Below are 17,160 nucleotides of genomic sequence, written 5' to 3'. Positions count from 1 at the left end.
GGTTACCTCAGGACCTGCTTCCCACCGTCGACCAGCTGCGTGGCGAGCTGGTCGAGCGTGATCTTGTTGGCGAAGTACTGCTGCAGTGCCGGGGTGGCGTACTTGGTCTTCCACTCCGGGTAGCCGTCGACCATCTGGAACGGTGCCACCGTCAGGTCGGCGGCGCTGGCCGCCGCGACGTCCCAGCCCTGCTTGCCGCCGGTCGCCTTGACCAGCTCCTCGTTCGCCTGCTTCCCGGTCGGCACCAGCCAGTCGCCCTTCGCCAGCTGGGCCATGTTGGCCGGGTTGAGGAAGAACTCCAGGAACTGGGCCGCCTCCTTCGGGTGCGCCGAGTCGGCGGAGACCGACAGCGTCTGCGGGTTGGCGGCCTGGTTGGCGGAGAGTCCCCTGACCGGCGGCAGGGTCACCCAGTCGAAGTCCTTCGGCGCCTGCTCCACCATCTGCTGGCGCAGCGAGACCGAGCCGGGGATCATCGCGTACTTGCCGGCGAAGAAGCCCGGCAGGGTGTCGGCGCCGCTCATCCCGAGCGCCTCCGGCGCGGCGGACTTCGCGGTGTAGAGCATGTCGTGGATCCGCTTCGGCACCTCGGTCTCCGGGGCGCCGATCCGGACCTCGGTCTTCCCGCCGTCGGGGTAGAAGTACTTGCCGTCGAAGTTCAGCGCGAGGTTCAGTACCCGGTTCGTCGGTGACTTCAGCGCCCAGGCGACACCGTACTGGCCCGGCTTGGTGAGCTTCTGGGCGTTGGTCTGGAACTCGTCCCAGCTCCAGCCGCTCTCGGCCGGCGGCACCGTGATCCCGGCAGCGTCGAGCAGCTTCTTGTTGGCGATGACCACCTGCGACTCCAGCAGGAACGGCACGCCGGTGACCTTGCCGTCGAAGGTCGCGGTGTCCCAGACCCCCTTGTCGATCTGGCCCTTGAAGTCGTCGGAGAGCAGCCCGGAGAGGTCGGCCAGGTAGCCCTGCCTGCTGAACTCGCCGATCGAGGCCGCCTCGTAGTGCACGATGTCCGGCGCGTCACCGCCCTCGAACGAGGTCAGCAACTGGTCGTGTACGGAGTTCCAGTCGCCCTGGACGTACTCGACCTGGATGTCCGGGTGCTCGGCGTTCCACTTCGCGACCAGGTCCTTGTTGGCCTGCAGCGACTCCTTCTGCCAGGCCAGGCTGAGGAACCGCAGCTTGACCGGCCCGGAGCTCTCGTCGTCACCGCCGCTGCCGCAGCCGGCGAGCGTGCCGAGGCCGACGGCCCCGGCGAGTGCGACGGCGAGGACCCGCCGCCGGGTGAGTCTGTGGAGCATGGGGGATACCTCCTGGTGGTGGGGTGTGGGTGGGTCGGGTTGCTCAGCCCTTCACCGCGCCGGCGAGCGACCCGGAGGCCAGTCGGCGCTGCATGAAGGCGAAGAAGACCAGGCTGGGCAGGGTGGCGAGCAGTGAGCCGGCGGCCAGCGGGCCGAGCCGGGCGGTGCCCTCGATGCCGACGAACCGGGCCAGCGCGACCGGCAGGGTCGCCAGTTCCGGGGTCTTGATCAGGACCAGGGCGAAGAAGAACTCGTTCCAGGCGGAGATGAAGGCGAACAGCGCGGTCGCGACCAGGCCGGGGGTCAGCAGCGGGAAGATCACCCGACGCAGGGTCTGCAGCCGGGTGGCGCCGTCGACCGACGCGGCCTCCTCCAGTTCCCGGGGGATGTTGCGGACGAAACCCTGGAGCATCCAGAGCGCGAACGGCAGCGCCCAGACGACGTAGATCAGCACCAGTCCGGCGTGGGTGTTGGCCAGCCCGACCTGCCGCAGCACCAGGAAGATCGGGATGATCAGCAGGACGAACGGGAAGAGCTGGGAGAGCAGCACCCAGCCGAGGGCGACGGTGCCGAGCCGGGTCCGGAACCGCGCCAGGGCGTACGACGCCGGCGTCGCGATCAGCACGGTGATCACCGCCGAGGCGAGCGAGACCTGGAGGCTGTTCCACGCCGCCCGGCCGAGTTCCTGTTCGGTGAAGGCCTGGACGAAGTTGGCCAGCGTCGGGTGGTCCGGAATCAGCGTCGGGTGCAGCTTGACCAGTTCGCGGGGCGGCTTGAACGAGGTGGAGACCAGCCACACCAGCGGGAAGGCCAGGAAGACCAGGTATCCGGCCAGCGCCAGGTACTGCAGGCCCCGGCCGACCCGGTTGCGGCGCTTCCGGTTCCGCCCCGGTTGCGCCCGGGTCAGGGTCGCGTCGGTTGTCATCAGTTCGCCTCCCTGAGCCGGCGACGCAGGTACACCGCGAGCAGCGCCACGACGATCACCACCATCACGTTGCCGAGGGCGGCGGCGTAGCCGTAGTTGCCGTACCGGAACGCCTCCTCGTACGCGAAGAGCATCGGCAGCATGGTCTTGCCGCCCGGTCCACCGGCGGTGAGCACGTAGACCAGGCCGAACGAGTTGAAGTTCCAGATGAAGTCGAGCGAGGTGATCGCGACGACCACCGGCATCAGCGACGGCAGCGTGACGCCGCGGAACCGCTGCCAGGCGTTGGCGCCGTCGACCTCGGCCGCCTCGTGCAGCTCGCGCGGCACCCCCTGCAACCCCGCCAGGAGTACGACGGTGGTCTGCGGCATGCCGGCCCAGACCCCGACGATGATCACGGCGGGCAGTGCGGTGCTGAAGTCGCCGAGCCAGGTGGTCCGCAGTCCGTCCGCGCCGACCCGGTGCAGGAACTCGTTGAGCAGCCCGGCGTCGGGGTGGTACACCAGCCGCCAGAGGATGCCGACCACCACCGGCGGCATCGCCCACGGCACGACGGCCAGCACCCGGGCCACCCCACGGAACCGCAGCCGCTGGTTGAGCAGCAGGGCCAGGCCGAGGGCGAGCACGAACTGCAGCACGGTCACCGAGAAGGCCCAGAGCAGGCCGATCCGGAACGAACTCCAGAACAGGCTGTCGTGCAGCAGTTCCCGGTAGTTGGCCAGGCCGGTGAAACCGATCTCCACGTTCCGGCCGGCGCGGGCGTCGGTGAACCCGAGGTAGATGCCGCGCAGCAGCGGGAAGACGGAGAGGACGAGGACCGGCAGCAGCGACGGGAGCAGCAGCAGGTAGACCGTCGTACGGTCGGAGCGCCCACGTCGGGACGGCCGCCGGCCGCCGGTCCGGTCGACCTCCGGCCGCTCGGTCAGCGTGGTCATCAGATCACCTCCATCGGCGTGGTGACGGGTTCCGCTCCAGCGGGCTGGCTCGGTGCGGCGGGTCGGGGGGCCGCGCCCGGGGGAAGGCTGGAGGCGCGGACCGCCAGGCTCGGCGCGACGTGCGCCCGCCGGGGCGGGAGGTCGGGTTCGGCGATCCGCTCCAGCAGCAGCTCGGCCGCCCGGCGCCCCCGGTCGGCGGAGCCGAGCGAGACGCTGGAGAGCTGCGGGAACGCCATCTGGGCCAGTTCGGTGTCGTCCATGCCGACCAGTGCCACGTCCTGCGGCACCCGCCGGTCCTCGCTGAGCAGGGCGTGCAGGGCGCCGACCGCGATCAGGTCGTTGGCGCAGAGCAGCGCGTCGGGTTCGGCCCGGGCCAGCAGTCGGGCGGCGGCGGCCCGGCCGGCGGCGTACTGGAAGTCGCCGACCTCGATCAGGTTCTCGTCGACGGTGATGCCGTGGTTGGCCAGCGCGGCACGGAAGCCGGCGTCCCGGGCCGCGCCCGGGACGGTGTCGAGTGGACCGTTCAGGAAGCCGATCCGCTGGCGGCCGGTGGCGAGCAGGTGGTCGACGGCGAGCCCGACACCGGCCCGGGAGTCGGTACGGACGTTGTCGACCGGCGCGTCGTCGGGCAGCTGGCCGACGACGACCACCGGGACCGGGCTGACCACCATCGCCTCCAGGTGGTGGTCGGTGAGCCGGATCGGCGAGACGATCATGCCGTCCACGTACCGGTGGGCCAGGCGCCGCAGCAGCGAGATCTCGCCGGCGACGTCGCCGCCGGTGGCGTGTACCAGCAGTTGCCGGCCGCTGGCCGCGACCACCGCCTCGATGGCCCGCATCATCGCCACGTAGACCGGGTTGCCGATGTCGGCGACCGCGAGGGCGACCAGACCGGTGCGCTGGGACTGCAGCGACCGGGCGATCGCGTTCGGCACGTAGCCGACCTCGGCCGCCGCGGCACGGACCCGGCGGACGGTCTCGGGGCTGCCGCCGACGCCGTTGAGCACGCGTGAGGCGGAGGCGATCGAGACGCCGGCCCGGGCGGCCACCGTGTGTACGGTCGGCCGGCCGTCGGCGGAGGGCTGTAAACGTTTACGACCCATGCACCGAACCTCCACCCCTGACTTGTAAACGTTTCCAGGGAGTCTGCTCCCGCGTCAGCAAGGCGTCAAGACCCTGTTACAAAAATGTTTCTCCGCAGCTCAGCGGCTTCGTTGGCCCCTTCGGCGGGACGACACGGACAGGGCGCGGCATAGCGGCGACCCCGATACTGGCCGGATGACACCCCCGTTTCCCGAACCCACCAGTCCGGCCCCCGGGCGTGCCGAGGTGTTCCTGCGCTACCTCGACTACTTCCGGGAGACCGTGGCGACCAAGGTCTCCGCACTGCCGGACGCCGAACTGCGGCACAGCCGGCTACCGTCCGGCTGGACGCCGCTGGAACTGGTCAAACACCTGCGGCACGTGGAACTTCGGTGGATCGAATGGGGATTCCAGGGACACGACGTCGGTGACCCGTGGGCCGACCGCCGCGACGACCGCTGGTACGTGGCACCCGCCGAGACCCGCGACGACCTGCTCGACGCGCTGCGCACCCAGGGCGCGCACACCCGGGCGGTGGTGACCGGCAACGACCTCGACACCCGGGGCGCCCCCGGCCCGCGCTGGGACGGTGCGGAGCCGCCGCCGCTCGAACGGGTGCTCTTCCACCTGCTGCAGGAGTACGCCCGCCACGCGGGGCACCTCGACGTGGTGACCGAGCTGTCCGGCGGCCCGGTCGGCGAGTGACCCGGATCCGACGAGATTTTCCGGCCGGAACGTGTCGATCCGCAGTCCCCTCGTTCGTACAGAGGGTAAGAGGCCGTCGGCGCGGTGCCGGCGGCCGTGACCGAAGGAGTTGGCATGCCGCAGTACCTGCTCAGCATCTACCAGGGCGACGGCGACCCGCCCGGCCCGGAGATCCTGGACCCGATCATGGAGCGGCTGGCCGCGCTGAACCAGGAGATGAAGGCCGCCGGGGCGTGGGTGTTCAGCGGCGGCCTCCATCCGGCGAGCACCGCGACGGTGCTCCGGGTCGACAGCGGCGACGTGCTGATGACCGACGGCCCGTACACCGAGGGCAAGGAGCATCTCGGTGGCTTCACCGTCGTCCGGGCGCCCGACCTGGACGCGGCGCTGGTGTGGGGTCGCAAACTCGCCGAGGCGATCGGCCTGCTGCCGATCGAGGTACGGCCGCTGGCCGACGAGGCCGACAGCTGTGACCCGGCCTCGGCCTGACACCTCCCGCGACGGCATCGCGCAGGTGTTCCGCGCGGAGTACGGCCGCGCGGTCGCCGTCCTGGTCCGCGTCCTCGGCGACATCACCCTGGCCGAGGACGCGGTCCAGGACGCGTTTGTCACCGCCCTGCGGCAGTGGCCGGAGCAGGGCCCGCCACCGAGTCCGGCCGGCTGGATCATCACCACCGCCCGGAACCGCGCGGTCGACCGACTCCGTCGGGAGGCGGCCGGACACCGGGCGGTCGACCGACTGCACCGCGAGACGGTCGGGTCCGTGTCGCACCTCGACGATCCGCCGTACGTCGACGATCCGCCGCCCGCCGAGGAGGGACCCGTGCGCGACGACCGGCTCCGCCTGATCTTCACCTGCTGCCATCCGGCGCTCTCGCCGGCCGCCCAGGTCGCCCTGACACTGCGTCTGCTCGGCGGGCTCAGCACCGCGCAGATCGCGCACGCGTTCCTGGTACCCGAGCCGACCATGGCCCAACGGCTGGTCCGGGCCAAGGGCAAGATCCGGGCGGCCCGCATCCCGTACCGGATTCCGGCCGAAGCCGACCTGCCGGACCGGCTGCGGGCGGTACTGGCTGTCGTCTATCTCGTCTTCAACGAGGGGTACACGGCCAGTACCGGTGACCGGCTGGTCCGCGAGGATCTCGGCGCCGAGGCGATCCGGCTCGGCCGGCTGCTCGCCGACCTGATGCCGGACGAGCCGGAGGTGCTCGGGCTGCTCGGGCTGATGCTGCTGGTCGAGGCACGCCGGTCGGCCCGTACCGGCCCGGACGGCACCCTGGTCCGGCTGGCCGACCAGGACCGTCGCCGCTGGAACCGTCACCTGATCGACGAGGGGCACGAGATCGTCCGCCGCTGCCTACGCCGGGACCGGCCCGGGCCGTACCAGTTGCAGGCGGCGATCCAGGCGGTGCACACCGACGCACCGACCGCGGCCGGCACCGACTGGCGGCAGATCCTGATGCTCTACGACCACCTGCTGGCGGTCGCGCCGAGTCCGGTGGTGGCCCTGCACCGCGCGGTGGCGGTCGCCGAGGTCGACGGGCCGGGTCCGGCGCTCGCCCTGGTCGACGGGCTCGCCCTGGACCGCCACCACCTGTTCCACGCCGTCCGGGCCGACCTGCTGCGCCGCCTCGGTCGCACCGGGGAGGCCGCGCGGGCGTACGACACCGCCGCCGACCTGACCGGCAACAGCGTCGAGCGGGACTTCCTGCGGCGCAGCCGGGCGGCTCTGCCGGCCGATGGGTGATCCTGGCCGGCGGCCGGGCGGCCCCGACCGGCCGGGTCGGGCGGCGCTCACGCCCGGCCGGCTCAGCCGGCGCTCACGCCCGGCCGACGCAGGTCGTCGACCTCCACCACCTCCCGGCCGAGCGGCCAGAACGCGGCCGGAACCAGCTTGAAGTTGGCGATGCCGAACGGGATCCCGATGATCGTCACGCAGAGCGTCACCCCGGCGACGATGTGGGTCAGGGCGAGCCACCAGCCGGCCAGCACCACCCAGAGCACGTTCGCCAGCCCCGAGCCGAGACCGGCGCCGGGCTTCGCCACCAGGGTCCGGCCGAACGGCCAGAGCGAGTAGTACGCCAGCCGCATCGCGGCGACTCCGAACGGGATGGTCACCACCAGGACGAAGCAGATCAGCGCCGCGATGCCGTACCCGATCGCGAGCGCGATGCCGCTGCCGAAGATCAGCCAAAGGATATTGAGGACGAACCGCACCATGCTCCCATGGTGCACATCCGGATCAAGCCGCCGATCGGTTATTGCCCGGGCCGCGCCGGCGGTACGTAGAGTTCGTCGATCTCCGACCGGAGCGGCAGCGCCACCGAGGCGCCGAGCTTGCGGGCGCAGGCGGCACCGGCCGCCGCCGCCCAGTGCACCGCGTCGACCAGGTCCCGCCCCTCGCCCCAGGCCACCGCCAGGGCACCGGTGAACGCGTCCCCGGCGGCGGTGGAGTCGACGAGATCGACCTTGACCGCCGGCACGTGCATCCGGACGCCGTCCCGCTCGCCGTACCAGGCACCGTGCCGGCCCAGGGTCAACACCGCGTGCGGTACGACGTCGAGCAGCGCCTCCGGCGCCTCCCGGCCCCGCCCGGTGATCGCCCGCGCCTCCGCCTCGTTGACCACCAGCAGGTCCACCAGGTCCAGCAGCTCGGTCGGGACCGGCTGCGGCGGGGCCGCGTTGAGCAGCACCTTCGTCCCGCCCTCCCGGGCGGCCCGGGCCGCCTCGGTGACCGTGCCGACCGGGATCTCCAACTGCGCGACCAGGACGTCCGCCTCCCGGACCGCGGCCAGCTCGCCGTCACCGAGCCCGACGAAGGCCGAGTTGGCGGCCGGGGTCACCACGATGGTGTTCTCCCCGTCGGCGTCGACCGTGACGACCGCGACTCCCGAGGCGCCGTACACCACCCGGACCCGTTCGGTGTCGACCCCGGCGGCGGCGATCCGGGCCTTCAGGGTCACCCCGAACGAGTCGGAGCCGATCGCCCCGAGCAGCGCCCCGTCCCCGCCCGCCCGGCTGGCCGCGATCGCCTGGTTGGCACCCTTGCCGCCGGCGACCATCACGAAGTCGCTGCCGAAGACGGTCTCCCCGGGCTTCGGCAGGACCCCGGTCATCACCACCAGGTCCATGTTCGCGCTGCCCATGACCACCACCCGTGGCCGTTGCCGTTCCACCGACACCTCCCGTTCGCGCAGAGATCGAGTCTAGAGCGGGCCGCTGCCGGCGCCGTCTGGCAGGCTGCACGATATGGGTCAGATGCCGATCGGAGTCATGTACCGCTGTGACACCCCGCCGGAGCAGCTACCGGCGTACGCCCGGCTGGTGGAACGGCTGGGCTACGACGAGCTGTGGGTGGTCGAGGACTGCTTCTTCGGCGGCGCGGTCTCCACCGCCGCGGTGGCCGCGGCGGCGACCGAGACGCTGAAGATCGGCATCGGCATCCTGCCAGCGGCGTTCCGCAACCCGGCGCTGGCCGCGATGGAGCTGGCCAACCTCGCCCGGCTCTTCCCCGGCCGGATCCTGCCCGGTTTCGGGCACGGCATGCCGGACTGGGTACGCCAGGTCGGCGCCGACCACCCGTCCCCGCTGGCGGTGCTCGGCGAGACCGTGTCGGCGGTCCGCGCGCTGCTCGCCGGCGAGACCGTCACCGTGGCCGGGCGGCACGCCCAGCTCGCCGAGGTGGCCCTGGAGTTCCCGCCCGTCCAGCCACCGCCGATCGCGACCGGGGTTCGCAACGCCCGCTCGCTGCGGCTCTCCGGACAGGTGGCCGACGGCACCATCCTCGCCGAGTGCGCCAGCCCCGACTACGTACGCTGGGCCCGCCGTCTGATCGACGAGGGGCGCCGGGAGGCCGGCCGGACCGACGACCACCGGCTCACCGTCTACGCCCACCTGGACTTCGACGACGCCCGGGCCAGCGCCCGCCGGGAGATCGCCGCCCGGCTCGTCGACGGCGGGCCGCTCTCCCCGGCCGACGCCGAACTGGCGGCGGAGTTCACCGCGCTGCTGGCCGCCTCGCCCGGGGTCGCCGCGCTCGCCGAGGCGCTGCCCGAGCACTGGCTGGAACGGTTCGCCGCGGCCGGCAGCGCGGAGCAGTGCGCGGCGGCGGTGACCCGGCTCCGCGACGCCAGCGCCGACGCGGTGGTCTTCATCCCGCCCCGGGACGCCGCACTGGCGGTCGCCCAGATCACCCTGGCGGCGGAGTCGCTGGTCCCGATGGTCCGCGCCGCCACGGTGTGAGGAGGGCGGTCAGGCGGCCCGGGCGGTGAACCGGTCCCCGGGTCGGTCGACCACGAGCGGCAGCCCGAAGGTCTTCGACAGGTACTCCCCGGTGATCGTCTCCGCGACCGGACCCTGCGCCACGACGCCGCCCTCGCGCAGCAGCAGCGCGTGGGTGAAGCCCGGCGGGATCTCCTCCACGTGGTGGGTGACCAGCACCATCGCCGGGGCCTCCTCGTCGTGGGCCAGTTCGGCCAGCCGGGCGACCAGGTCCTCCCGGCCGCCGAGGTCCAGTCCGGCCGCCGGCTCGTCGAGCAGCAGCAGCTCCGGGTCGGTCATCAGGGCGCGGGCGATCTGCGTCCGCTTCCGCTCCCCCTCCGAGAGGGTCCCGTACGTCCGCTCGGCCAGTCCGGCGACGCCGAGCTGGTCGAGCAGCGCGACGGCGCGCGCCTCGTCCATCGCGTCGTACTGCTCACGCCAGCGGCCCACCACCGACCAGGCCGCGGTCAGGACCACGTCCCGGACCCGTTCCTCGGCCGGGATCCGTTCGGCCAGCGCCGCCGTGGTCACCCCGATCCGGGTACGCAGTTCCGCCAGGTCGGTGCGACCGACCCGCTCACCGAGCGCGTGCACCACCCCGGTCGTCGGGTGCAGTCGTCCGGCCGCCAGGTTCAGCAGGGTCGTCTTGCCCGCGCCGTTCGGGCCGAGCACGACCCAGCGCTCGTCGGCCGTCACCCGCCAGGTCACGTCCTTCAGCAGCGGGTTGCCGGAGCGTTGCACCCCGACCCGGTGAAGGTCGATGACCACGTCCGGGCTCAGCGGTGGCGTCTCGGCACCGGCGTCGGCGGTCTGGCCACTGTTGGAGAGGGAAACGGGCTCTTCACGCACCCTGCCATCCAACCACGCACCGCACCGCCCCCCACGGGCGCCGTCCGGACCGTAGGGTGGGGCGCCGTGTCCGACGTCACGGCGTACGGAGGTGTGCGGTGTCAGCGGTGATCGAGATCGCCGGGCTACGCAAGTCGTTCACCAGCCTGCGGCACGGTCGACGCGTCGCCCTCGACGGCTTCGACATGCTGGTCGAGACGGGTCAGGTGCACGGATTCCTCGGGCCGAACGGGTCCGGCAAGACCACCACGTTGCGGACCCTGCTCGGTCTGGTCCGGCCGGACAGCGGCCGGATGGCCCTGTTCGGCGAGCCGACCCCGGAACGGCTGCCGGCGGTGGCCCCCCGGTTCGGCGCCATTGTGGAGAGTCCCCAGTTCTTCGGGAACTTCAGCGGTTGGCGCACCCTGCACCTGCTGGCCGTCGCCGGCGGAGTACCGACGACCCGGGTCGACGAGGTGCTCGAGCAGGTCGGGCTCCGCGACCGGGGCGAGGACCGGGTCAGGACGTACTCGCTCGGCATGCGGCAGCGACTGGCGGTGGCCTCGGCGCTACTCAAGGAGCCGGAGCTGCTGATCCTCGACGAGCCGGCCAACGGCCTCGACCCGGCCGGCATCCGGGAGATGCGTGACCTGATGCGCGACCTCGCCGCCGCCGGGGTGACCGTGCTGGTCTCCAGCCACATCCTGGCCGAGATCGAGCAGATCTGCGACCATGTGACGATCATCTCGCGGGGCCGTCGGGTGGCCGCCGGCCCGGTCGCGGAGGTGCTCGCCGGCTTCGACCACGGCGAGTTCCGGGTCCGGGTGGCCGACCAGGACCGGGCCGCCGAGGTCCTGACCGCGGCCGGGCTGACCGTCGCCACACTTTTCGACCAGCTGGTGGTCGGCGGGGTGGAGGATCCGGCCCGGCTCAACCAGCTCCTCGGCGAGCAGGACCTCTGGGTCTCCGAGCTGACTCCGCTCACCCCGGATCTGGAGAGTGTCTTCCTGGAGTTGACCGGTACCCGACCCGAGCCGGGGGTGCCGCGGCAGGTCGACGAGTCGGTGCTGCCGGCGGCCGCCGGGGACGACCCGGTGGCGGCCACCGTCGACGACGACCGGGCGGCGGAAGCCGACGTTTCGGAAGGGGTACGGCAGTGAACCTGGTCCGGGCCGAGTTCGGCCGCCTCGCCGCCCGCCGCTTCGTCCAGCTGATGGTCGTGCTGCTCGTCGCCGCGTTCACGGTCACCGTCCTGGCGACCCTGGCCGGCTCGCGCCAGCCGGACGCCGGCGAGATCCAGATGGCTCAACAGCAGGCCGACGAGCGACGCATGGAGATTGGCGGCCTGTACGACGACTGTCGCCAACTGGAGGCCAGCGGGCAGTCACCGGCGGACCACTACGCCCGCGACTGCGAGGACCTGAACCCGGCCCGGATCGACGCCTCCGACCACCTGCCCGGGGTTTTCGTCTTCGACCGGCAGATCAGGGAACTGGCGTACTTCCTCATCGCCTTCCTCTGCCTGTTCGGCTTCCTGGTCGGCGCCTCGTACATCGGTGCCGACCTCACCTCCGGCGGGATGACCAACCTGCTGCTCTGGCGACCGCAACGGCTGCTGGTGCTCGGCACCAAACTCGGCGCACTGCTCGCCGGGGTCCTGGGGCTGTCGCTGGTCAGCACGGTGCTCTACATCGCCTCGTTCCGGCTCGTCGGCGAGGTACGCGGAATGCCGGGCGTCGCGGACGCGCAGTTCTGGGCCGACCTGCTGCTCCTGCTCGCCCGGGGTCTGACGCTGGTACTGGTCGCCAGCACACTCGGCTTCGCCATCGCCACCCTGGGCCGGCACACCTCGGCGGCGCTCGGCGCGGCGGCGGCGTACGGCGTGGTCTGGGAGGGCGGGCTACGGATCGTGCTGGAGATCGTCGACGCGGCCCGACCCGACGTGTGGATGCTCAGCAGCTATCTGGGGGCCTGGATCTCGGGCGGGCTGCGCTTCTTCGCGAACGTGGACTGTTTCGTGACCCCGGAGCGGCCCGTCTGCGACACGTCGTACACCATCGGTTGGCCGGTCGGGCTGGCCGTGCTGCTGGGCCTGGTGCTGGTGGTGGTCGGCGCCGCGTTCGCCACCTTCCGCCGCCGCGACCTCGCCTGACATGTCAGGAAGGGCCCCTTCCCGCAGCACCGGCTGCCGCCGTGCGGCACGAAGAGGCCCTTCCCCGACTCAGACGCGGGTGATCCGGATCGCGTCCGCGATCACCAGGCCGGCGCCGCCGGTCCAGCGGCTCACCCCCACCTTGTTGCCGTCCCCGGCGGCCAGGGTGAAGGTGCCGAGGTTGCGCCACGCGCCGCCGCCGGAACGCTGGTCGACGTGGACGGTCTGGTTACCGCTCGGCGTGACGATGACGTACGGCGCCGAGCTGTTGTAGCCCGGGTCGTCCGGGTACCACGCCTCGACCCGGTAGCTCGCGGTGGTCGGGATGTTCGCCCGGTACCACGCCGGGTCGCTCGCCTCGGCCGGGTCGGCGAACCGGTAGTCGGTGCCGTGCCGCTGCGCCGAGTACGCCGAGGTGCCCCAGTTGGCGCTCGCGGTGAAGGCGCCCGCGGTGCTGTTGTCGATGGTCACCGACCAGCTGGGCGGCGGGGTCGAGCCGGTGACCAGCTGCATGTAGTAGGTCCAGTTCCAGTTCGGCCCCGGGTCGGTGTGGGTGGCGCCCGGCACCTGGTTGTGCCCGATGATGTGGCTACGGTCCTTCGGGATGCCGTACCGGTCGCAGAGGTGCCGGGTCAGCGCGGCCGAGGAGCGGTACATGGCGTCGGTGAACCAGGAGGGCTGGTTGACGTACCCCTCGTGTTCGATGCCGATCGACTGGGTGTTGTACGTCCAGTTGCCGGCGTGGTACGCGATGTCCTTCTCCCGGACCGACTGGGTGACCGCGCCGTCGGAGGAGCGGATCGTGTAGTGCGCGCTGACCCCGGCGGCGGGGTTCTGGAACCAGCTGACGGTGCCGGCGTACGACCCCTGGGCCACGTGGATGACCACGTAGTTGATCGGGTAGGTCGACTCCCGGCTGGAGACGGTGTAGTTCTCCGCGTGCGCCGGTGCCCAGGCGGCCGGGCCGTAGTCGGTGCTCATGATGCCGACACCGTCGCCGGTGCCGAGCGGGGCGACGGCGGCCAGGGCACCGCGTTCGGGGGCGACCGGGCGGGGCGCGACCCGGACCGGTCCGCCGCCGGTGGTCGTCTGGAAGCCGGTGCCGAGCAGGTCGTAGACGGTGTCCGCGTAGAGCCGGGCGACGGCGGGGGTGCTCGCGCCGCCGTACCGGACGACGGTGGTGTACCAGTGGCCGGGGTCGGCGCGCTGGGCGGCGGTCAGTCCGGCCCGGTCGGCGTACGACCGCAGCACGGCGGCCGCGCCGGTGACGTTGGCGGCCGGGTCGGTGCGCAGGGTCACCGGTGCGAGGCCGGTCAACGCGGCCGCCTCGTCGAGCGTACGGAGCTTCGGGTTGCTGGCCAGGTGCATCACGCCGTACCCGTTGGACGCGCTGGGCGCGCCGTCGTGGCCGTCGAGGTGGGTCTCGGCGTAGCCGACCGCCACCAGCAGGTCACGGGGTACGTCGTAGCGGGCCGCGGCCCGGTCGAAGGCGGTGGCCAGCGGGCCGCCGACGGTGGCGGTCGTGGCGCCGGCGGGGCTGTCGGTCGCCGGGGCGGCGTTGGCTGCCGGGCTGGTCAGACCGGTGGCGAGGGAGACGAGCAGGGTGGCGCCGAGCAGTTGGCTCAGGCGCGACTGGGGGTACCGAACGGTCACCGTCACTCCTCCCGAGTGATCGGACGCCCTGGGGGTGGGGGCGCCGGTTGGCCGTACGGTATAGCGTCACAATCTTCTATGTCGAGAGATTGCAGCACGTTGGCGATTGGTGAAAACTATCTACATGCCACGCCGACCTGGAGCCGTCGCCGACACCGGCCCGATGGTCGAGGACTCCGGTACGGCAGCGTTGAACTGCGCCGACACCTCGCGGAGGGGGGCCGCCCCGGCAGCGGCCTCAGCCGACGGTGGAGCCGAACACCTCGTCCCGGACGGCGTCGAGCGCGACCCGCAGCGCGCCACGCAGCACCGGTTCCTCGGTCAGCGTGGTCGGCACCACCCGGGGCGTGACCAGGGTGATGGCGGCGACCTCGTGCTGCACCCGTTCGGCAAGGGCGGTGCCGCCGGCCTGACCGATCTCGCCGGCCAGCACCACCAGCGGCGGGTCGAGCACCACACAACTGCTGGCCACGCCGAGCGCGAGGCGGCGGGCCACCTCGTCGAGCACCGGGCCCCCGGCGGTGCCCGCCGCGATCGCGGCCCGCAGCGCGTCCGCCCCCGAACCGGCCCGGAAGCCGTGCTCCCGAGCCACCGCGCGGACCGCGTCCGAGCCGGCCAGCTGCCCGAAGGCCGGCTTCGCCCGGCGCGAGGCGTCCCTCGGGATCGGTACGCCGGGCACCGGCAGGTAGCCGATCTCACCGGCCGCGCCGGTGCTGCCGTGGTGCAGTCGCCCGTTCAGTACGATGGCCAGACCGATGCCGACCCCGAGCCAGGCCAGGACGAAGTCGTCGACGCCCCGGGCCGCGCCGGACTCCGCCTCGGCGACCGCGGCCAGGTTGACGTCGTTCTCGAAGTGCACCGGGGTGTGCAGGTCCTCGCGGAGTGCGGCCAGCAGGCCACGGTGCCAGCGGGGCAGGTTGAACGCGAAGGTGATGTCGCCGGTGCCCGGGTCGACCAGACCGGGGGTGCCGAGCACCACCCGACGTACCGTGTCGAGCTCTGCCCGCGCCTCCTTCGCCGCCTGCATCACGGCGTTGTGGACGACGCCGACCGGGTCGTCGGTGTCCCGGGTGGACTGTTCCACCCGACCGCGTACCTCGCCGGTGATGTCGGCGCAGGCGGCCACCACCCGGTCCGGGCCGACGTCGACGCCGACCACGTGCGCGCTGCCCGGCCGCACCGCGTAGAGCTGTGCGTTCGGTCCGCGCCCGCCGGCCTGCTCGCCGACCCGGGTGACCAGTCCGCGTTCCTCCAGCCGTTCGACCAGTTGGGAGGCGGTGACCTTGGACAGCCCGGTCATCTCACCCAGTTGGGCACGGGTGAGCGGCCCCCTGGTGAGCAGCAGCTCCAGCGCCGCACGGTCGTTGAGCGCGCGGAGCAGACGGGGGGTTCCGGGCAACCGGGTGCTGGCCATGCGGGTCCTCTTACCTTAAGAAACTTTCTTTATCAACAGGCTAACCTTCGTGGGAGTAGACGTAGCGTAATGGGCCGACGGTCCCCAGGCGGTAAGCCGATCCGGTGCCGCTCGACCCCGGGACGGCCCTGCCCGGTGCGACACTCGGCCTCGGAAGAGGAACCAAAGGGGGAATCGTGGTAGTCGATCCAGGACTCCGTCGACTGGCGCTACGCACCCTGCTCGCCGCCTTCCCCGGCACCACCCCACCGGGCTGGGCCCTCGACCTGGTCGCCGACGGGCTGGCCGGGCACACCCTCTTCGGCCGGAACGTCGACCACCCCGACCAGCTCGCGACCGCCACCGCCGCACTGCGCGACGCCCGGGCCGACGTACTGGTGGCGATCGACGAGGAGGGCGGCGACGTCACCCGGCTGGCCCACCGCACCGGCAGCCCCTACCCCGGCAACGCCGCGCTCGGCGTGGTCGACGACCCCGCGCTGACCGGACGGATCTACCACGCGATCGGCACCGAACTGCGGGCCGTCGGGGTCAACCTCAACCTCGCCCCCACCGTGGACGTCAACACCGCCGACGACAACCCGATCATCGGCACCCGGGCGTTCGGCGCCGATCCCGACCGGGTCGCCGCGCACGCCGGGGCGGCGGTCACGGGCCTGCAGGCGGCCGGCGTCGCCGCCTGTGCCAAACACTTCCCCGGCCACGGCGCCACGGTCGCCGACTCCCACCTGGAACTGCCGACCGTGGACGTACCGGTGGAGCTGCTGCGGTCCCGCGACCTGCCGCCGTTCGCGGCGGTGGTCGCCGCCGGCGCCAGGGCTGTGATGACCGCGCACATCCGGGTCCCCGCGCTCACCGGTGACGGCCCGGCCACCTTCAGCCGGGCCGTCCTGGTCGACCTGCTCCGCACCGAGTACGGCTTCACCGGCGCGGTCCTGACCGACGCGCTGGAGATGAAGGGCGCGGCCGTCGCCGCCGGCGGCGTCGGGCCGGCCGCCGTACAGGCACTCGCCGCCGGCGCCGACCTGCTCTGCATCGGCGCGAAGGTCGACGCTCCGCTGGTCGAGGAGGTCGTCGCCGCGATCGTGGCCGCACTGCGCGACGGCCGACTCGCAACGGTCCGGCTCGAGCAGGCCGCCGAACGGGCCGCCGCACTCGCCGACTGGGCCCGTACCGCCGCGGCCCGCCCGGTCGGGAGCACGCCGCCGGTCGAGGCCGCCCCACCGGTCGAGGCCGCCAGCCGGGTCTCGGCCACCGAGCCGCCCGGTCAGGTCCCCGCGACGCCGGCCGCCACCGCGCCGGCCCCGGACACCCTCGGGTACGCCGCCGCGCGTCGCGCCGTCCGGGTCGAGGGTGCGCTGACCGGGCTCGACAAGCCGCTCGTGGTGCAGCTCTTCGCCGCCGCCACCCTGGCCGAGGGCCGGGTCCCGTGGGGCCTCGGGCCACACCTGGAAGGCACCGAGCACGTACGGCTGGTCGCCGCCGGAGCGGACGTCGACGCCCTGCGCGCACAGGCCGGGGAACGGCCGATCGTGCTGGTCGGCCGACGTCTGCACCTGCTGCCGGGCGGTCCGGAGCTGGTCGAGGCGCTGGCCGACACACATCCGGTCACCGTCGTCGAGATGGGTTGGCCGTCGAACTGGCGGCCGGCCGGGGTACGGGCCTTCGTCACCACGTACGGTGCGAGCCACGCCAATGGCCGGGCCGCGGCGGAGGCACTCGGCCTGGCCGGCTGAATCCGGTCAAGTCGACCGAACGGGCAGTTCGCACCGTGCCCCCGCAGGCTTGTAAGCGACAGTGGCGCTACGTAGCGTTACCTAACGGATGCGGTCGGCTCGTCGTGGGTCCGCCACCGTTCCGCTGCCGGACCTCGGCCTGGGAGAGGACGCGGGCCGTGGACCCGCCAGGTC

General features: G+C 72.6%; 16 protein-coding genes. 7 read left to right on the top strand and 9 right to left on the bottom strand.

All coding sequences use genetic code 11. The features are described from left to right. Positions 1-2 precede the first annotated feature (2 nt). The 4 genes from ABGB21_RS27285 to ABGB21_RS27270 are packed head-to-tail and all read right to left on the bottom strand — an operon-like array spanning position 3 to position 4,258. The gene (locus ABGB21_RS27285; protein WP_347680185.1) at positions 3-1,295 is read right to left on the bottom strand and encodes a sugar ABC transporter substrate-binding protein; all 1,293 of its coding nucleotides are present in this window, start codon (positions 1,293-1,295) and stop codon (positions 3-5) included. 43 nt (positions 1,296-1,338) lie between these two features. Beyond that, on the bottom strand, positions 1,339-2,220 hold the full coding sequence (locus tag ABGB21_RS27280) for a carbohydrate ABC transporter permease (RefSeq protein ID WP_347680183.1): 882 nt from the start codon (positions 2,218-2,220) through the stop codon (positions 1,339-1,341). After that, the gene (locus ABGB21_RS27275; RefSeq protein WP_347680181.1) at positions 2,220-3,155 is read right to left on the bottom strand and encodes a sugar ABC transporter permease; all 936 of its coding nucleotides are present in this window, start codon (positions 3,153-3,155) and stop codon (positions 2,220-2,222) included. Before ABGB21_RS27275 ends, ABGB21_RS27280 begins: the two co-directional genes overlap by 1 nt. Next, the gene (locus tag ABGB21_RS27270; protein ID WP_347654633.1) at positions 3,155-4,258 is read right to left on the bottom strand and encodes a LacI family DNA-binding transcriptional regulator; all 1,104 of its coding nucleotides are present in this window, start codon (positions 4,256-4,258) and stop codon (positions 3,155-3,157) included. The genes ABGB21_RS27275 and ABGB21_RS27270 overlap by 1 nt, the downstream gene beginning before the upstream one ends. A gap of 175 nt (positions 4,259-4,433) precedes the next feature. On the opposite strand from ABGB21_RS27270, the gene ABGB21_RS27265 reads away from it, so the two are divergent. The 3 genes from ABGB21_RS27265 (at position 4,434) to ABGB21_RS27255 (ending at position 6,690) form a co-directional block, all read left to right on the top strand. Then, positions 4,434-4,943 carry a DUF664 domain-containing protein gene (locus ABGB21_RS27265; RefSeq protein WP_347680179.1) on the top strand — a complete coding sequence of 170 codons (510 nt, stop codon included), beginning with the start codon at positions 4,434-4,436 and terminating at the stop codon, positions 4,941-4,943. A gap of 114 nt (positions 4,944-5,057) precedes the next feature. Then, positions 5,058-5,432 carry a YciI family protein gene (locus ABGB21_RS27260; RefSeq protein WP_347680177.1) on the top strand — a complete coding sequence of 125 codons (375 nt, stop codon included), beginning with the start codon at positions 5,058-5,060 and terminating at the stop codon, positions 5,430-5,432. A gap of 16 nt (positions 5,433-5,448) precedes the next feature. Next, the gene (locus ABGB21_RS27255) at positions 5,449-6,690 is read left to right on the top strand and encodes an RNA polymerase sigma factor (protein ID WP_347680261.1); all 1,242 of its coding nucleotides are present in this window, start codon (positions 5,449-5,451) and stop codon (positions 6,688-6,690) included. Positions 6,691-6,752: 62 nt separating this feature from the next. Here ABGB21_RS27255 and ABGB21_RS27250 read toward each other — a convergent pair whose 3' ends face one another. Both ABGB21_RS27250 and ABGB21_RS27245 read right to left on the bottom strand, forming a co-directional pair. After that, on the bottom strand, positions 6,753-7,163 hold the full coding sequence (locus ABGB21_RS27250; protein WP_347654629.1) for a YccF domain-containing protein: 411 nt from the start codon (positions 7,161-7,163) through the stop codon (positions 6,753-6,755). A gap of 38 nt (positions 7,164-7,201) precedes the next feature. After that, entirely contained in the window at positions 7,202-8,089 is an 888-nt protein-coding gene (locus ABGB21_RS27245) for a ribokinase (RefSeq protein ID WP_347654704.1), read from the bottom strand. Positions 8,090-8,201: 112 nt separating this feature from the next. Here ABGB21_RS27245 and ABGB21_RS27240 point away from each other — a divergent pair, with 112 nt between their 5' ends. Continuing rightward, the gene (locus tag ABGB21_RS27240; protein WP_347654628.1) at positions 8,202-9,185 is read left to right on the top strand and encodes an LLM class flavin-dependent oxidoreductase; all 984 of its coding nucleotides are present in this window, start codon (positions 8,202-8,204) and stop codon (positions 9,183-9,185) included. Between the two features lie 9 nt (positions 9,186-9,194). On the opposite strand, the gene ABGB21_RS27235 is transcribed toward ABGB21_RS27240, so the two are convergent. Further along, entirely contained in the window at positions 9,195-9,983 is a 789-nt protein-coding gene (locus ABGB21_RS27235; RefSeq protein ID WP_347654703.1) for an ABC transporter ATP-binding protein, read from the bottom strand. A 167-nt stretch (positions 9,984-10,150) separates the two neighbouring features. Here ABGB21_RS27235 and ABGB21_RS27230 point away from each other — a divergent pair, with 167 nt between their 5' ends. Both ABGB21_RS27230 and ABGB21_RS27225 read left to right on the top strand, forming a co-directional pair. Further along, a complete protein-coding gene (locus tag ABGB21_RS27230) occupies positions 10,151-11,191 on the top strand; it encodes an ABC transporter ATP-binding protein (protein WP_347680175.1) in 1,041 nt (346 codons plus the stop codon). Next, entirely contained in the window at positions 11,188-12,183 is a 996-nt protein-coding gene (locus ABGB21_RS27225) for an ABC transporter permease subunit (RefSeq protein ID WP_347680173.1), read from the top strand. The genes ABGB21_RS27230 and ABGB21_RS27225 overlap by 4 nt, the downstream gene beginning before the upstream one ends. Positions 12,184-12,252: 69 nt before the next feature. Here the strand turns inward: ABGB21_RS27225 and ABGB21_RS27220 are convergent, their stop codons facing one another. After that, positions 12,253-13,836 carry an N-acetylmuramoyl-L-alanine amidase gene (locus tag ABGB21_RS27220; RefSeq protein WP_347680171.1) on the bottom strand — a complete coding sequence of 528 codons (1,584 nt, stop codon included), beginning with the start codon at positions 13,834-13,836 and terminating at the stop codon, positions 12,253-12,255. A 238-nt stretch (positions 13,837-14,074) separates the two neighbouring features. Beyond that, the gene (locus ABGB21_RS27215; RefSeq protein ID WP_347680169.1) at positions 14,075-15,250 is read right to left on the bottom strand and encodes an ROK family transcriptional regulator; all 1,176 of its coding nucleotides are present in this window, start codon (positions 15,248-15,250) and stop codon (positions 14,075-14,077) included. Between the two features lie 176 nt (positions 15,251-15,426). On the opposite strand from ABGB21_RS27215, the gene ABGB21_RS27210 reads away from it, so the two are divergent. Beyond that, positions 15,427-16,986, top strand: coding sequence for a glycoside hydrolase family 3 N-terminal domain-containing protein (locus ABGB21_RS27210; protein WP_347654623.1), 1,560 nt, complete (start codon positions 15,427-15,429; stop codon positions 16,984-16,986). The last annotated feature ends 174 nt before the right edge of the window (positions 16,987-17,160 follow it).

This window comes from Plantactinospora sp. B24E8 (assembly GCF_039871735.1).
GTDB lineage: Bacteria > Actinomycetota > Actinomycetes > Mycobacteriales > Micromonosporaceae > Plantactinospora.
Note: the sequence above shows the minus strand (reverse complement) of the source record. Positions and strands in the feature narration are given on the sequence as shown.

What these genes read in the sequence shown, in the direction of transcription:
- ABGB21_RS27250 (WP_347654629.1), bottom strand. Translation starts at nt 7,163, where the DNA reads ATGGTGCGGTTCGTCCTCAATATCCTTTGGCTGATCTTCGGCAGCGGC.
- ABGB21_RS27260 (WP_347680177.1), top strand. Translation starts at nt 5,058, where the DNA reads ATGCCGCAGTACCTGCTCAGCATCTACCAGGGCGACGGCGACCCGCCC.
- ABGB21_RS27245 (WP_347654704.1), bottom strand. Translation starts at nt 8,089, where the DNA reads ATGGGCAGCGCGAACATGGACCTGGTGGTGATGACCGGGGTCCTGCCG.
- ABGB21_RS27240 (WP_347654628.1), top strand. Translation starts at nt 8,202, where the DNA reads ATGCCGATCGGAGTCATGTACCGCTGTGACACCCCGCCGGAGCAGCTA.
- ABGB21_RS27275 (WP_347680181.1), bottom strand. Translation starts at nt 3,155, where the DNA reads ATGACCACGCTGACCGAGCGGCCGGAGGTCGACCGGACCGGCGGCCGG.
- ABGB21_RS27215 (WP_347680169.1), bottom strand. Translation starts at nt 15,250, where the DNA reads ATGGCCAGCACCCGGTTGCCCGGAACCCCCCGTCTGCTCCGCGCGCTC.
- ABGB21_RS27285 (WP_347680185.1), bottom strand. Translation starts at nt 1,295, where the DNA reads ATGCTCCACAGACTCACCCGGCGGCGGGTCCTCGCCGTCGCACTCGCC.
- ABGB21_RS27270 (WP_347654633.1), bottom strand. Translation starts at nt 4,258, where the DNA reads ATGGGTCGTAAACGTTTACAGCCCTCCGCCGACGGCCGGCCGACCGTA.
- ABGB21_RS27265 (WP_347680179.1), top strand. Translation starts at nt 4,434, where the DNA reads ATGACACCCCCGTTTCCCGAACCCACCAGTCCGGCCCCCGGGCGTGCC.
- ABGB21_RS27280 (WP_347680183.1), bottom strand. Translation starts at nt 2,220, where the DNA reads ATGACAACCGACGCGACCCTGACCCGGGCGCAACCGGGGCGGAACCGG.